The sequence below is a fragment of the Croceibacterium selenioxidans genome (assembly GCF_018599195.1).
Taxonomy (GTDB): Bacteria; Pseudomonadota; Alphaproteobacteria; order Sphingomonadales; family Sphingomonadaceae; genus Croceibacterium_A; species Croceibacterium_A selenioxidans.
Genome location: NZ_JAHFVK010000002.1, coordinates 1,349,634 through 1,363,023 on the forward strand (window position 1 = coordinate 1,349,634; position 13,390 = coordinate 1,363,023).

Consider the following 13,390-nt stretch of genomic DNA (forward strand, 5'->3'; position numbering starts at 1 on the left):
CGGGGCGCAGCTTCTTCGGCGAAGGGAGAAGTTCATGCGCCCCATCCGCTCTATTGTTGTCGCGAGCGCCCTCGCAGCCTCGCTGTTGGCTCTGCCACTGCACGCTCAGGCTCCGATCCCGGCCAATCCGCAGGTCGATTACGAAGGCTTCGTCGAACTGGCCGGCAGGCTTGGAGCCTATCGCGAGGGTCGGCGGATCGGCTGGGAGGAATTCGCCCGCGGCGCCCGAGACGGCGGTGCGATCTTGCTCGACGCCCGCTCGGAAAGTGCGTTCGCGGCCGGGCACCTTGCCGGCGCCATCAATCTTCCGTTGCCTGACTTCACCGCAGAGCGCCTGGCCCAAGTCCTGGGTCCGGATGCGGATCGGCCGGTCTACATCTACTGCAATAACAACTTCGCAGACGACCGCCCGCCCGTAGCGGTCAAAAAGGTCGAGCTAGCTCTCAACATACCGACTTTCATCAATCTCGTCGGCTATGGATACGAAAACGTCTGGGAGTTGGCGGACGTGATCCGGACTGACGGTCCGGGCGTTAGCTGGGTTTCGAACGCCCCCTAAACGAAAGGGCGGCCCCCCCCGAACCGCCCTTTCACCACAAGAAGGTGGTGGGTTCAGGCCGCCCGGGCGGACACCTTCCTGCGGCGTCGCATGAACACGGCGGCGGCGCCCATTCCGAACAGGACCATCATCGGCGGTTCTGGAACTTCGGTACCCGACGTGGTGCTAGTCGAACCAGACGTCGTCGTGGTTGAAACGTTGCCCGACGTCGTGGTGGTCGAAACATTTCCGGATGTCGTCGTGGAAGAGATATTGCCCGACGTCGTGGTTGTCGTTGAGACGTTGCCGGACGTCGTGGTGCTGGTCGAAATGTTACCCGACGTCGTCGTGCTCGTGGTGATGTTCCCCGAGGTCGTAGTCGAGACGTTTCCTGACGTGGTGGTTGTCGTCGTGGTCGAGGACGGCGTATCGCCACCGCTGGACGAGGAGGAACTCGATGAGCTGGAGCTCGAGCTGCCCGAGCTAGAACCAGAAGTCGTGGTCGAGACGGTGATGCTGCCGCCGCTGCTGCCGCCACCGAAGAAGCCGCCGAAGAAGCCCCCGCCAAAACCTCCACCACTCGAACCCCCGATTACGACGGGAGGTGGGCTGCCCGTGGCCACGACGGGCGCCTGCGGCAGGGGTGGGATGGGTACCGGAGCGATCGGCGGTGCGTCGATGACTCGCTCGATCGGCGGGAGTTCGGGCGGAGGAGCCTCGGCTACCACGACGGGACGCGGCGGCCGCGCCTTAACCTGCTTGATCGGCCGTTCGATCGGAACCGACTTGCCCGACTTGTAGTCCGTCGTCCGCGCCTGCGGTTCGGCCTGGTGGACCGCGCCACCGACGAGCGCTCCACTTGCCGCGAGAGCGGCCAGTTTGGCGAGGGCTGTGCGTACCGACATGCGTTTTCTCTCTCAGTGGCCAGGAGTGCTGCCAGTCCGAATTGGACCTCCAGCCCTTCTCCTCCACTGCCAAGAACACGCGCCGGCGAGGGATCGGCAATCGGATTAACCAAGATTTCGGGATCGCGATGTCGTTTTTTGCTAAGTCTCCCGGGCCTGCGAGCGGCTCTGTCCCGATCTGGAACCGAACTGCGTGCGAATCCCAACGATCGTTAACACCTCCTGCTACTTTCCCGGATCGAACAGGCCAGTTTGCGAGCCGCTCGGCGGGGTGATTCCCAGGTGATTCCACCCCGCATCGTTGAGGCAGCGCCCGCGCGCGGTGCGGGCGACGAGGCCAAGCTGGATCAGGAACGGCTCGACCACGTCCTCGATCGTATCGCGCGGTTCGGCGAGGCCGGCGGCGAGGGTTTCCACTCCGACCGGACCGCCCTTGTAGATGTCGGCGATCATCGAGAGGTAGCGCCGGTCCATCGCGTCGAGCCCGAGCGAATCGACCTCCAGCCGGGTCAGCGCCTTGTCCGCCACCTCGGAGGTTATCAGCGGGGCCCCGGCGACATGAGCGAAGTCGCGCACCCGGCGCAGTAGGCGCCCGGCAACGCGCGGGGTGCCGCGTGAACGCCGAGCGACTTCCCGCGCCCCCGCAGGGTCGATGGCCATGCCGAGCAGCGAGGCGCTGCGCGTCACCACCCGCTCCAGCTCAGGGACGGTGTAGAAATTCAACCGCACCGGGATGCCGAAGCGGTCGCGCAGCGGGGTGGTCAGCAGGCCCTGACGCGTCGTCGCGCCAATCAGCGTGAACGGCGGCAAGTCGATCCGCACCGAGCGCGCCGAGGGTCCCTCGCCGATGATGAGGTCGAGTGCGCGGTCCTCCATCGCAGGGTAGAGCACTTCTTCGACCACCGGATTGAGGCGGTGGATCTCGTCGATGAACAACACGTCGTGCGGTTCTAGGTTGGTCAGCAGTGCCGCAAGGTCGCCGGTCTTCCCGATCACCGGCCCGCTGGTGGCGCGGAACCCGACCCCCAGCTCCTTGGCGACGATCTGCGCCAGGGTCGTCTTGCCGAGGCCCGGCGGGCCGAAGAACAGTACGTGGTCCATCGCCTCGCCCCGTCCGCGCGCGGCTTCGATGAACACCCGCAGGTTTTCCCGCGCCGCCTCTTGCCCGACGAATTCGCCGAGCGACTTCGGCCGCAGCGCGGCGTCCTGGTCCTCCGGCTGGCGCTGGGGCGTGAGGGTGGGGTTATCGTTCATTCAGTCGACAATCTTCAGTGTTAGATCAAAATGCGATAGGCAAACCAGACGCCTGCCAGAAAACTTGCGAAACTCAGCCAGCCCAGAGTTTCGGTGAGCTTGTCCCAAGTCTCCGCGGCGCTCTTGATTTCGCTTCTCGAATCCGAATCTTGGCCTCGAAAGAGGCGGGGCCTCTTTTGCGCCTTTCCCCCTACGACCAAGGCTGCCTCTCGCACGTGCCAGATTGTGGCCCGGCGATAGAAAAAACCGGAGAATAGGGCGAGAACCACGCCAAGCAGGAAGGGAATCATGACGCAGATTGTCTCGCCATGGGTGAGGTCCTCCTGGCCGCCGCCAAAGACGGCTCCGGCGGTATTGACGGCAAGAAGCGACGCAATCAGCCACTGAGACGAGCTGGCGAATCTGGCCAGATCCAGCTTCTGTCGCTCCTCCAAATACTCCTTCTGCTTGATCTGGCTTTTAAGGCCTTCTGCAATCGTCTGATCGATCCTCTCTTTCAGCGAGTTCTCGAGGGCTTCAAACTTCACGGTGACCGTTCGATTGATGTCTTGTTCCGTCATCTCGACCTCCGCTTCAGTTGCCTCAATAATCAGCTCGACCCGAAACCTTTTTCACCCTCACCCCGTCGCCCTTTTCAGCGCCACCCGCACCAGTTCGTTCAAGCCCGCATCCTCGCCTAGTTCCGCCTGAGCATGCGCCACGGCGCTCGCCGCGACAGCCGGCTTGAACCCGAGGTTCTGCAGCGCCGAGACCGCGTCCGCACTCGCGCTCCCCGGCTGCGAGATCGCCGCAACCGCTACGCCGCCCGAGCCACCCGGCAGCGCGCCAGCTTTGTCCTTGAGCTCATTGACGATCCGCCCGGCGAGCTTTGGCCCGACACCCTGCGCCCGCGCCACTTGCGCGGCATCGCCCGCCCCGCAGGCCCGCTGCAATTCTTCGGTCGAGAGGGCCGAGAGGATCGCCAGTGCCACCTTGCTGCCGACGCCCTGCACGGTGGTCAGCAAGCGGAACCAGTCGCGCTCTCCCGCTTCGGCGAAGCCGAGCAAGCGCATGTCGTTCTCACTCACCTGCAAGTCGGTGAAGACCGTGCAATCGTCGCCCGCGATGCCCAGCGCGGCGAGGGTCTTGCTCGAGCAGTGCACCAGATAGCCCACGCCCCGGACGTCAATCACCGCCCAGTCCGCCCCGCTTTCGTCCAGCCGTCCCGTCAGCTTAGCAATCATGTTTTGTTCCTGCCCGAGCGTGGCGGGTTTGGCTAGGGGCAAGCGGCCGGCATCCACCGGCGCGGTGATAGGGGTGACGGGGTGACACGGTTCCTGGCGAAACTGTCAACTTGCGCTGAAAAGCGTCAACTTGAGCGCAAAACCGTCAACTTGGCCAAAAAGTGTCAACTTGGCGGTGGGTCAATTGGGGCGGATCGAGTTTGAAACAAAGCATGAACACGATATGGCAGATCGTGAGCATGTAGGAAAATGGTTCTTCTAAATCCTCCCTGTCGGTGAAGCCGATAGGCAGGGGGCCCTTGGCGCTACGGCCCCTCCGACAGCCGCATACGGCGTCTGCCACCTCTCCGTGACGGCAGCGCCGCTACAGGGCAGGAGTAGGGACGGCAAAGCCCCCTCACCGCGCGCTCAAACAGCCCCAATATGGACAGCCGTCGCATCTTGCGCCAATGCCTGCGCCCCATGAGCGTCAACACTTTCGGCCGCGTCCTTCGCTTTACCACCTGGGGCGAGAGCCATGGGCCGGCGCTGGGCGCCGTCGTCGACGGGTGTCCTCCGGGTCTTTCCATCAGCGAAGAGGCGATCCAGCCGTTCCTCGACGCGCGCAAGCCGGGCACGAGCAAGTTCACCACCCAGCGGCGCGAGGCTGACCTGGTGAAGATCCTCTCGGGCACGTTCGAGGGCAAGACTACCGGCACCCCAATCAGCCTCCTGATCGAGAACACCGACCAGCGCAGCAAGGACTACTCGGAAGTCGCCAAGGCCTATCGCCCCGGCCACGCCGACTATGCCTACGACGCGAAGTACGGCTTCCGCGATTATCGCGGCGGCGGGCGCTCGTCGGCACGCGAGACCGCAGCTCGAGTGGCCGCTGGCGCTGTCGCGCGGCTCGTCATCCCCGAGGTGACGATCATCGGCTACGTCAGCGAAATCGGCGGCGACCGCATCGATCATGCCGCGTTCGACGCCGAGCAGATTGGCCAGAACCCGTTTTTCTGCCCCGACGCCGCCGCCGCGGCACGCTGGGAGGCGCTCGTCGACGATGCGCGCAAGGACGGCTCGTCACTCGGTGCGGTGGTCGAATGCGTGGCCACGGGCGTGCCGGCGGGCTGGGGCGCGCCGATCTACGGCAAGCTCGATGCCGACCTCGCCGCCGCGATGATGGGCATCAACGCGGTCAAGGGCGTGGAGATCGGCGACGGCTTTGCCGCGGCTGCCCTGCGCGGGGAGCAGAACGCCGACCCGATGCGGCCCGGCGCCGACGGTCCGGAATTCCTCGCCAACCACGCTGGTGGTATCGCGGGCGGAATCACGACCGGGCAGCCGGTGGTGGTGCGGGTGGCGTTCAAGCCGACCAGTTCGATCCTCATCCCGCAAGAAACGATCACTCGCGAAGGCGAGGCGACCGAACTCGTCACCAAAGGCCGCCATGACCCTTGCGTTGGCATTCGCGGCACCCCCGTGGTTGAGGCGATGATGGCGTTGGTGCTGGCCGACCACAAGCTGCTCCACCGCGCGCAGTGCGGGTGAAAAGATCCTCCCTGTCGGCGTAGCCGATGGGGAGGGGGACCGTCCGCGAAGCGGATGGTGGAGGGGCTGGCGGGCGACCCTTGGCCCCTCCGTCAGCCGCCTTCGGCGCCTGCCACCTCCCCATCGGCTGCGCCGACAGGGAGGATTCAATCAGCGGCTCATAAGTGCGGTCTTTAGCGCTCGCTCAAGTGTCTCTGGAGAGGCGCCAGCGTCATCGGTGGCCCGCCAGGCCACGAACCCGTCAGGCCTAGCCAGCAGCGCGCCCTCCGGGCCGGTACCGCATTCATCGCGCTCCAGCTGGGCTACTTCCAGCGGCAGGCCCCCGGCAGCCTCCACCCACGCTTTTCCAGCCGGCCCCGCAATCAGCGCAAAGCCGTTGACCGCGCAATCGATAGTCGAGCGGCCGTTACCGAGCCACGCGTGCGGAACCCGGGCGCCGGGATGGCCGCGCGTCAAGTCGGGATGGACGCAGGCAGGCTCCCGTTCGCTTCGTCCGCCCGGGATCGCCCCCGAGCGGTAGAACTGGCCGATCTCCATGGTCAGTTCGTCGCGCATCTCCGGCGTGTCGGGCGCAATCTCTTCGGGCACCACTCGGCGGATATAGCGGGCGTAGGCTTGTTCGACTGTGAGCTGCCCGACCGGACGCCGTTCGGCCTCGTAGCTGTCGAGCAGCGCCTCGCCCGCCTCTCCCTTGAGTACCGCAGCCAGCTTCCAGGCGAGGTTCGCGGCATCTTGCACCCCGGTGTTGCCGCCGAACCCGCCGGTAGGCGGGACCACGTGCGCGGCGTCTCCGGCCAGGAAGACCCGGCCGGCGCGATAGGCATCCGCGCATTCGGCGGTGGCCTTCCATGTCGCGACGTCCTCGATCTCGACTTCGAGGTCGGGCACCCCGACCGCCGAGCGCACCAGGGCGATACAGCGTTCCGGCGAAAGGTCGCCCGCGACGTCCTTCGCACCGGGCAGCGACAAGTCGCCGAGCGTGTTGACCGCCAGGAACCCGCGCGTGCCCCCCGCCTCGAAGCGAAAGAAGCCGCGCTGGTCGGCGTTGACTACGTAGATCACGCCGAGCTGGCGTCCTTCCAGCCAGGGGCGGCAATCGGCCTTGAAGTAGATCGTGATGCTGTCGGACAGCAAACCCGGCCCGCTCATGCCGATGCCAAGTGCTTCGCGCACGGGGCTGCGGTTTCCGTCGGCGGCAATCATGTATTTTGCCCGGATGGTCCGCAGGTCACCGGTTTCGAGATTGCGTACTTCGGCCAGGACGTGGTCATCGTAATTGCCGAACCCGACCAGTTCGGAACGATAGGCGAGCTTGGCGCCAAGCTCCGCCGCGCGCCCGTGCAGCAGCGGTTCGAGACTTTGCTGGGTCATGAAGAAGCGGCGGCTCGGGCTGTAGGGCTCCACCCCCGCGTTGATGCTGTCGACGTGGCGGGCGAGCTCCCGCCCGGCGAGGGATTCCACCGCGTTGATCCCGCCGCCGGGTCCGAACTGCGCTTCGGATGCCTGGCGGATCGCGGGCTCCAGCCCGATCCTTCGATAGGCCTCCATGGTGCCGATGTGGAAGTATCCGGCGCGCGGGTGGATCGAGGTTCCCGCGTGCTTTTCGATCACCCGGGCCTCTATCCCATGGGCCCCCAGAAACGCCGCCGCCGACAGCCCGACCAGGCTGCCGCCGACAATCAGCACGTCGCAAAGCTCATCGGGCCGCGCCGCCATTTGATTTCTCCTCTTCCCCGAAGGCATCCTAGGCCAAGGTGGAACGCTGGCAAGCGCGACGAAGAGGCTCTAGAGGCTGCCGTAACCAAGGAGGAACGATGGAGCATTCGGGGACCGGTTTCCTCTTGCGTGACGGTTTCGTCATGCTCGGGTTCGCGCTGTTCTTCGTGCTGCTGTTCCGGCGCCTGGGGCTGGGTGCGACCTTGGGCTACCTCCTAGCCGGGGTAACGATTGGCCCCTACGTGCTGGGCCTGGTCGGCGATGCCGAAGAGATGAGCGGAATAGGCGAGCTCGGCATCGTGCTGCTGCTGTTCATCGTCGGGCTGGAGCTGAACCCGTCGCGGCTGTGGCGGATGAGGCAGGAGATATTCGGACTCGGCCTGCTGCAGGTTGTGCTCTGCGGACTGGCGCTGACGGGCGTCATTCTCCTCTGCACCGTATTCTCACCCGCCGCGGCGCTCGTCATCGGCCTGCCGCTGGCGTTGTCCTCGACGGCGCAGGTCCTCCCGATGCTGCAATCGGCCGGGCGTCTGCGTACGCCGTTCGGGGAGCGGGCCTTTGCGATCCTGCTGTTTCAGGACCTGTCGATCATCCCGCTGATCACGATCGTCGCCGCGCTCAGCCGCAACCCGGCGAGTCTCGAAGGGCCGCCCGGTTGGCAGACGGCCTTGCTGACGGTCGCGGCCGTCTTCGGCCTCATTGCGGCCGGACGCTTCCTGATCCGGCCGCTGTTTCGCCTTATCGGCGGGCTGGGCGAGCGCGAGATGTTCATCGTGGCGGCGCTGTTCACCGTGGTCGCCTCGGCGGCGGTGATGGAGGCGATCGGCGCCAGCACCGCGCTCGGAGCCTTCGTCGCGGGCGTGATGCTGGCGGATTCGCCCTATCGGCATGAGCTGGAGGCGGACGTCGAACCGTTCCGATCGATCCTGCTGGGCCTGTTCTTCCTGTCTGTGGGCATGTTGCTCAATCTCGACGCCATCTCCGAGCGGCCGCTGTTCGTGTTCGGGCTCGCGATGGTGCTGGTGGCGGTGAAGGCGCTGGTGATCTTCGCGATCTGTCTGGCGTTCAAAATGCACTGGCGTCCGGCGCTCGGCATGGGGCTGCTCTTGAGCCAGGGCGGCGAGTTCGGGTTCGTGTTATTCGCCGCGGCCCACGATGCGTTGCTCATCAGCGACGAGGCCGCCAGCCTGTTCGGTGCCGTGGTGACGGTGTCGATGGCGACGACGCCGTTCCTCATGTCGGTGACCAAGCGCTTCCGGCGAAACCCGGAGCAGCTGAAGGAATCGCGCGAGGCGCCCTCCGAACAGACCGCAGGCGCGCTGATCGTGGGTTACGGCCGCTTCGGGCAGACGGTGGCGCAGACGCTGGTGGCGGGCGGCATCACGGTGACGCTGGTGGACAGCGATGTCGAGATGATCGACGTGGCCGAGCAATTCGGCGCCAAGGTCTACTTCGGCGACGGCACCCGGCTCGACCTGCTGAGACAGGCCGGTGCGGCGGAGGCCGAACTGATCATGTTCTGCATCGACCAGGAGCAGATCGAGCCGGAGTTCGTTCACGCGGTCCACAAGAGCTTCCCGCAAGCCGCGATCTACATCCGCGGATTCGACCGGCGCAGCGTGCTCAAGCTGAGCGATACGCCGGCGGAATACGTCGTGCGCGAGGTGCTCGAATCCGCTCTCCGCATGGCGCGGATGGCGCTGCAGAAAATGGGCCTCAGCGAAGAGGCGATCGAACGGGCCGAGAGCCTCTACCGCGCAACCGATCGCGAGCGCCTGTCAAAGCAGATCGCCGCCGGTGACCTGCGAGCCGCGCGCGAGAACGTGCTCACCGAGCCGCAGGTTCGTGACCCGGCGGCTAACGATCCGGCCTAAAGCTGCAACTCGTAGAGGAACTCGTCATCCCGCTGGTTGCCGACCCAGAAGTCGATATCGGCGACCTTGGCAAAGCCGTAGCGCTGGTAGAACCGTTGGGCGCCGAAGTTCTCGCTGAACACCGAAAGTTGGAGAGCGTCGGCGCCCCAGTCGCGCGCGGCGGCGATAGCCCATTCGATCAGCGCCGCGCCGAGGCCGTGGCCGGTCATGTCGCCCGCGCAGTAGAGTTGGCTCAGGTAGACCGGCTTGCCCGGCTGAGGATCGGGCCGTCCACCCATGAGATGGCCACGGACGATCAGCGAATAGGCTGCCAGCCTGCCGTCGATCTCGGCCACCTGGATCAAGGTCGGCGGATCGGCCAGGTGAGCGCGAAATGCTTCGGGCGTGCGGTATTCCTGGAGGAAGCTTTCCAGGTCTTCGGGCCGGTAGAGATGGCCGAAGGCGGCAATGAAACTCTCGCGGCCGAGCTTGGCAAGCGCCTCGGCGTCGTCGCCCGTGGCGGGGCGGAGAAGGGCGCTCACAGCGTTTGCTCCATGCACATCGAGAAGTCGTCCGATACGTAGTCCCCGAAGGGCTCGCATTCGGTGAAGCCGTGCTTGCGATAGAGCGATTGCGCCGGCTGGAAGGGTTCGGGCCGGCCGGTTTCGAGACCAAGCCAGCGGTACCCCCGCTGCCGGGCTTCGGCCATCAGGCGGAGCAGAATCGCCTCGCCCGCGCGCTTGCCGCGATACTCCGGTGCGGCGCGCATCGACTTGAGCTCGCCATGCGCCGCGTCGAGCTCCTTTATCGCACCGACCGCCGCCAGATTGTCTCCGTCCCAGGCGCTGAAGAAGGTAACGTCCGGTTGACGCAGCCGCTCGACCGGCATGGCATGCACGCTTTCAGGTGGGGACCAGCGGTGCATCTCGGAAAGGTGGAATTGGAGCAGGTTGGTCACCTCGGCGCCGGTTAGGTCGTCGAGCCTGATGTCGTAGTCGGTCATGTCCGCTCTCTGCTACGCCAAGCCCCGTGCTGACAAGACCGTCCTTGCGCCGGCGTCTCAAGCCCGTCGCGACGCAGACTTTGCGATGAGCCTTCAGAGTCTCCCCGTGGCTGTCACGGGGAGGATTTCAGCGATCGAACTTGTCCTTCTTGCGCTTGCCGAAGCGCATGCCGCTTTCCAGCCGGGCGCGCAGGGCTTCGTAGAACGCCTCGAGGAACTGGCGGTCGTCGCCATGGCCGGGCTCCCAACCAATCTTGCGGCAGATCGCCTCCACCACCTTGCGCTGCGCCTCGGCATTATCGTGCCGCAGAACGCCTTCGAGGACCTGCAACTCGTGCTCGCCATAGACCGACAACTCGGCCTCGCCGAAGCGATAGGTCCCCGGCGTGCGCGGCGTGAGCGACAGGGCCTGGGGCAGCTTGCGCCGCTCCGCCTCGACCACCCAGGTGCCCGCGATCAGGTCCCCGGCGCGCAAGGCGTCGCGGTTGAAGAACGGGAACAGCACGAATATCGCCAGCCACACGCCCGCCGCGATCCCGGCCACGCCGCTAGCCCCTCCCGACAACAGAAACACCAGCGGCACGAACACTTCCACGTCGCGCATCAGGTTGCGCGCGATCACCGCCTCCGCCGTCAGCCGTCCGCCGCCCCGCGCCGCGACGCGGATGCCGAGCGCGCGCTTGCCCGGCGTGGCACCGCGCGGACCGATCTCAAACCACAGGAAATATCCATAGCGGGCCAGGAACAGCAGCAGGATGACAAGGACGAGTACGACTTCGATGCCCGGCGCCACCTGCTCACCCTCGACTTGCGAGATACCGATGCCAAGGGCAGCGAGGATCAGCGAAAACACGACCAGCCCGAGGAAAATCAGGGCGAGGTCGAGCATGAGCGCGCCTGCGCGGGCGCCTTTCGAAGCCAAGGTGAGCGGCAGCGAGAGCCCCTCGGGCGTCACAAGCTCACGGCGGCGCTTGGCCTCGCTCGGATTGCGCGCGGCAGTGACGGCGTTCACGAAGCCGCTCCCAGCCTGCCCGTTCGCCGTCCGGCGAAAGTGAAGTAGGTCAGCCACAGCAGCAGCATTACGCTGCCGATGGCGCCGCGAGCCCCCGGCTGCTCAACCAGCTGACGGGCGAACCCCTCGAGAAGGCCGGCGATCGCCAGCATGAACACGACGCCCGCCATGACTTGCGCCGCCCGGCGTCCGCTGTCCGCGGCCGCGGACATGACTGACCTGTCGCCGGGAAAAGCCATGGACCGCCCGACGTGGAGTCCGGCGGCGCCGGCCAGCAGGATGGCGCCGAACTCCGTCGTCCCGTGAACCGAAAGCCAGGCGACAAACTCCCACCCGAGTCCGGCCTTGAAGAAGACCCACAGCATCGCCCCTAGGGAGGCCATGTTGTAGACCAGCAGCAGCAGCGTCGGGATGCCAAAGGCAAAGCCGAGCGCGAAGGCCAGGATCGAGACAGCGGAATTGTTGGAGAAGAGGAAAGTGGCGAAAGCCGTCAGCCCCTCGCTGTCGCCCGTGCCCTTGAGCGTCTCGGCCAGCGCTGCCCGATCGGCCCCCGGCTCACGTCCGCCGGCCATTTCGCCGGGAACCAGCGCGTAATACCATTCCGGTTCCTGCGACACCAACACCCAGCCGGCTGCGGTCCCGGCGACCATCACCGCCAGGGCGATGGCGATTTCGAGCCAGATCGACCGCACTGCGATACTCCAGCCGCCGCCGAGGAACAGCCGAAGCCAGCCAAATAGCGAGGTGCGAGGTCCATAGACCTGGAACCACGCGCGCCGGACCAGGGCCTCGAGATAAGCGAGCGTCGCCGCATCGAGCGAAGTCTCGCGCGCGACGGCGAGGCTCGAAGCGGCCTGCCGGTAGAGTACGGGCAGGGCTAGCAAGTCCTCATCCGAGATGCGCCGCAGGCGATTTGTCTCGAGCGAGATGACGATCGCTTCCAATCGGCGCCAATCCGCCTCACGCTCGAGCCGGAAACGGTCCGAACGGAGAGAGGCCGCCTCGATGTCCGGCAGCGGCGCGATCTCCGATTTCTTGAACAAGGCCAGCGCCATCAGCCGACCGCCTCCATGCGCTTGGCTTCAAGGTAACGGTCGAGCAGTCGATAGCCGATGGCCTGCCAGGGCGCCTCGATCACATCGACGCCCAGCCGCCGCAGCCGCTGCAGCACCAGGGCGCGCTGGCGGGCGAGACCGTCCGCCGCGACGGCTGTCGCTAGGTCACGCACAGTCGAGGGTTCCGTGCCGGTCAGGTCGGACAGCTCCTCATCGGCCATGGTGACAAAGATCACCAGGTGATGGCGCACCAGCCGTTCGACGCTTTCGACCATGATTTCGGCCGAAGTGGGATCGGTGAAATCGGAAAACAGCACGATCAAGGATCGGCGTTTGAGCCGGGCGGTCAGGGTGGCGAGGGCGAGCGTGAAATTCGGCTCGCGCGGAATGTAGTCGAGCTCGGCCGCGGCCCGCTGCAATCGGTTGAAGCCCCGGGAATCGAGCGCGAAGGGAGTCATGAGCTCGGGCTTGTCGGCAAATGCGAAAAGCGCGACTCGGTCACCGCCCTTGAGTGCGACGTAAGAGGCCATCAAAGCGGCGGAGATCGCCCGGTCGATCCGCGGCAGCCCGTCGACGGGCTCGCTCATCGACTGGCCGCAGTCGAACGCGAAGATGATTTGGTTGTCTCGCTCGGATTCGTTCTCACGCGCATAAAGACGCGAGTGGCGCGCGCTCGCCTTCCAGTCGATCCGGCGGCGGTCCATTCCCGGCTCGTATTCGCTCAGCGCCTCGAACTGGGTTCCTTCGCCTCGGATGCGGCGGGCGATTAAGCCGAATTGCGCGTCGCGCAGGAAAGCCTGGAGCACAGGAGAGCGCACCGGCGAAAGGTCGGGCCAGACGCGCACCGGCTCCCCCAGTACGCGGTGAGCTTGGCGATGCGCGAGACCCAGGGGGCCCGGCCAGCGGAGCCAGAGTTCGTGCAAAGTCCCGGTACCCCGGCGCACCGGGACAATGTCCGAGGCGCTCGACCAGATGTCAGGCAGCGGGCCGGGTGCCAGTGTAACGCTTGCGGTCCCGCGTTCACCGAGCCGAGCATCGAAGCCCAGCGCCGCTTGCGGGGCCCCGCTACCCGCGCGGGCGCCGAACTCGGCATGGAGCACCAGGCGCATCGGCTGGCCCACTTCGACATCGGCGGGATAAGTCAGCTTGAGATCCTGCAGCCGCCCCGCGATCAGCCCGTCGAGCGCGGTCACCACCAGCAGCGCCAGCGCGGCGGCGGGCGCGACGATCCAGGCGTTCGGAGCCAGCGCGCCGATCAGTACCGCCACTGGCGCCATCAGCGCCAGCAGCAGCAGGGCCCT

General features: G+C 66.1%; 14 protein-coding genes. 4 read left to right on the forward strand and 10 right to left on the reverse strand.

The window, feature by feature from the left end; translation table 11 throughout:
• The first annotated feature begins 34 nt into the window (after positions 1-34).
• On the forward strand, positions 35-559 hold the full coding sequence (locus KK137_RS15345) for a rhodanese-like domain-containing protein (protein WP_214537393.1): 525 nt from the start codon (positions 35-37) through the stop codon (positions 557-559).
• Positions 560-612: 53 nt separating this feature from the next.
• Here the strand turns inward: KK137_RS15345 and KK137_RS16685 are convergent, their stop codons facing one another.
• Entirely contained in the window at positions 613-681 is a 69-nt protein-coding gene (locus KK137_RS16685) for a hypothetical protein (RefSeq protein WP_420829332.1), read from the reverse strand.
• Here KK137_RS16685 and KK137_RS16690 point away from each other — a divergent pair.
• Positions 650-1,339 (forward strand): hypothetical protein, encoded by a 690-nt coding sequence (locus KK137_RS16690; RefSeq protein ID WP_250894011.1) that lies wholly within the window; start codon positions 650-652, stop codon positions 1,337-1,339. The genes KK137_RS16685 and KK137_RS16690 overlap by 32 nt on opposite strands.
• 329 nt (positions 1,340-1,668) lie before the next feature.
• Here the strand turns inward: KK137_RS16690 and ruvB are convergent, their stop codons facing one another.
• Genes ruvB through ruvA form a run of 3 tightly spaced genes read right to left on the reverse strand, consistent with a single transcriptional unit; the run spans position 1,669 to position 3,920 of the window.
• Complete coding sequence (ruvB, locus tag KK137_RS15355) at positions 1,669-2,697, reverse strand: Holliday junction branch migration DNA helicase RuvB (RefSeq protein ID WP_214537395.1); 1,029 nt, start codon at positions 2,695-2,697, stop codon at positions 1,669-1,671.
• A 20-nt stretch (positions 2,698-2,717) separates the two neighbouring features.
• A complete protein-coding gene (locus tag KK137_RS15360; RefSeq protein WP_214537396.1) occupies positions 2,718-3,257 on the reverse strand; it encodes a hypothetical protein in 540 nt (179 codons plus the stop codon).
• A gap of 57 nt (positions 3,258-3,314) precedes the next feature.
• Positions 3,315-3,920 carry a Holliday junction branch migration protein RuvA gene (ruvA, locus tag KK137_RS15365; protein ID WP_214537397.1) on the reverse strand — a complete coding sequence of 202 codons (606 nt, stop codon included), beginning with the start codon at positions 3,918-3,920 and terminating at the stop codon, positions 3,315-3,317.
• Positions 3,921-4,382: 462 nt separating this feature from the next.
• On the opposite strand from ruvA, the gene aroC reads away from it, so the two are divergent.
• Entirely contained in the window at positions 4,383-5,450 is a 1,068-nt protein-coding gene (gene aroC / locus KK137_RS15370) for a chorismate synthase (protein WP_214537398.1), read from the forward strand.
• Positions 5,451-5,600: 150 nt separating this feature from the next.
• Here aroC and KK137_RS15375 read toward each other — a convergent pair whose 3' ends face one another.
• Entirely contained in the window at positions 5,601-7,166 is a 1,566-nt protein-coding gene (locus KK137_RS15375) for an FAD-dependent monooxygenase (protein WP_214537399.1), read from the reverse strand.
• 98 nt (positions 7,167-7,264) lie between these two features.
• On the opposite strand from KK137_RS15375, the gene KK137_RS15380 reads away from it, so the two are divergent.
• The gene (locus KK137_RS15380; protein WP_214537400.1) at positions 7,265-9,040 is read left to right on the forward strand and encodes a cation:proton antiporter domain-containing protein; all 1,776 of its coding nucleotides are present in this window, start codon (positions 7,265-7,267) and stop codon (positions 9,038-9,040) included.
• Here the strand turns inward: KK137_RS15380 and KK137_RS15385 are convergent.
• From KK137_RS15385 to KK137_RS15405, 5 genes are all read right to left on the reverse strand, one after another.
• Positions 9,037-9,561, reverse strand: a complete 525-nt coding sequence (locus KK137_RS15385; protein WP_338028104.1) for a GNAT family N-acetyltransferase — start codon at positions 9,559-9,561, stop codon at positions 9,037-9,039. The two genes, KK137_RS15380 and KK137_RS15385, sit on opposite strands and share 4 nt — an antisense overlap.
• Positions 9,558-10,022: a GNAT family N-acetyltransferase gene (locus KK137_RS15390; protein WP_214537402.1), complete on the reverse strand. Its 465-nt coding sequence runs from the start codon at positions 10,020-10,022 to the stop codon at positions 9,558-9,560. Before KK137_RS15390 ends, KK137_RS15385 begins: the two co-directional genes overlap by 4 nt.
• 127 nt (positions 10,023-10,149) lie before the next feature.
• Positions 10,150-11,034 carry an RDD family protein gene (locus KK137_RS15395; protein WP_338028105.1) on the reverse strand — a complete coding sequence of 295 codons (885 nt, stop codon included), beginning with the start codon at positions 11,032-11,034 and terminating at the stop codon, positions 10,150-10,152.
• Complete coding sequence (locus KK137_RS15400; protein ID WP_214537403.1) at positions 11,031-12,089, reverse strand: stage II sporulation protein M; 1,059 nt, start codon at positions 12,087-12,089, stop codon at positions 11,031-11,033. The genes KK137_RS15395 and KK137_RS15400 overlap by 4 nt, the downstream gene beginning before the upstream one ends.
• A complete protein-coding gene (locus KK137_RS15405; RefSeq protein ID WP_214537565.1) occupies positions 12,089-13,366 on the reverse strand; it encodes a DUF58 domain-containing protein in 1,278 nt (425 codons plus the stop codon). Before KK137_RS15405 ends, KK137_RS15400 begins: the two co-directional genes overlap by 1 nt.
• Between the last annotated feature and the right edge of the window lie 24 nt (positions 13,367-13,390).